The sequence below is a fragment of the Streptomyces sp. NPDC002265 genome (assembly GCF_040296125.1).
Classification (GTDB): domain Bacteria; phylum Actinomycetota; class Actinomycetes; order Streptomycetales; family Streptomycetaceae; genus Streptomyces.
On record NZ_JBEOWS010000693.1, the window covers coordinates 1 to 1,481 of the forward strand.

Annotated in this window: 1 protein-coding gene; it reads right to left on the bottom strand. The window is 66.0% G+C overall.

All coding sequences use genetic code 11. From position 1 onward, the window contains the following. Positions 1-29 precede the first annotated feature (29 nt). Positions 30-1,268 (bottom strand): IS110 family RNA-guided transposase, encoded by a 1,239-nt coding sequence (locus ABT085_RS46325; RefSeq protein WP_351623248.1) that lies wholly within the window; start codon positions 1,266-1,268, stop codon positions 30-32. Between the last annotated feature and the right edge of the window lie 213 nt (positions 1,269-1,481).

Genomic DNA, 1,481 nt, shown 5'->3' on the forward strand with positions numbered 1-1,481 from the left:
CTGATTCGAAAATCCACCACCCCCGCAGCTCAGACCGCTTCTGTTGATTGGAGGGACACTTGATAACCGAGCATGTTGAGCTGGCTGACCAGGCGGCGCGTCTGCCTTGTGCGGCCGGTTCGCTGGATGAAGTAGTTGCCTCCGAGGTCGTGGTAGTCGGCGTCGTGGGTGATCATGTGCCAGACCGAAGTCAAGATAGTGTGGCCGACGGCGACCAGGGCCCGCTTCTTTCCGCGGCGGATCGCGATGCGTTTGTAGCGGGACGCGAGGTAGGTGTCCTTGCTGCGGGCGGCAGCAGTCGCGGCGAGCCCGAGGGCGCCCTTGAGCCAGGGGTCCCCGGGCCGAGACTTGCCGGAGGTGTGCTTGCCGGCGGACTCGTGGTTGCCCGGACACATCCCCGCCCACGAGGCGAGGTGGGCAGCGCTGGGGAAGCGGCTCATGTCCACACCGATCTCGGCAAGAATCACCTCGGCCGACTTGGTACTGACGCCCGGGATCGTGACCAGCAGCTCGACCTGGCGGCGAAAGGGCGTGAGCTGGCGGGTGATCTCCTCGCTGAGCCGGGCCTCGGTCGCCGTGACCGCGTCGATGCGATCGAGCATGGTGCGGGCGAGGAAGGCGTGGTGGTCGGTGAACCGCCCGGTCAGCGCCTGCGCGAGAATCTCGCGTTTGGCTCGCATGCTGGCCTTGGCCATCTCCGCCAGCACCAGTGGGTCGCGTTCCCCGGCGATCAGGGCCTCCAGCATCGCGCGGGCGGACTTGCCCAGCAGGTCGGAGACGACAGCGGAGAGCTTGATGCCTGCGTCTTCGAGGAGCTTCTCCAGCCGCTGTGCTTCGCGGGTGCGTTCGCGGATGACCTCGGTGCGGTAGCGGGTGAGGTCCCGCAACTGCCGGATCTCCGGCGGTGGGACGAACGAGGGCCGGACCAAGCCGTGCTCGACCATCTTGCAGATCCACTCGGAATCGGCGACGTCGGTCTTGCGGCCGGGGACGTTCTTCATGTGGCGGGCGTTCAGCAGCCAAGTTTCGATGTCGTTCTCCAGCAGGTAGAACACCGGCTTCCAGTACGAGCCGGTGGCTTCCATGCCCACGACGGTGATGCCTTCGGCCAGCAGCCAGTCCCGCATCGCCAGCAGGTCACGGGTCATGGTGGAGAAGGTGCGTACTTCTTTCCGGCGCCGTTTGCCCGGCCCCGGGACGCGGACGCAGACCTTCACGTCCGCCTTACCGATGTCGATCCCGGCGCATCGTTCGTGGACGACGTCCATGCCCCGGTCCTCCCCTCCCGCGGTGTGCTGTTGTGCAGCAGCCGTCCGGTGGGGACCGAGCAGGCAAAAGAATCTGATTCACGTGCTCAAGGCAACACTTCCGGGTGCCTGACGAAGGGTCCCCGGCGTCCTACTCAATGTCGGGTTCTGGTGGCACCAAGACTCCGCGACGTCAACCGGACGGCCGTAGCCCGATTTTCTCCCCTTTGGGGA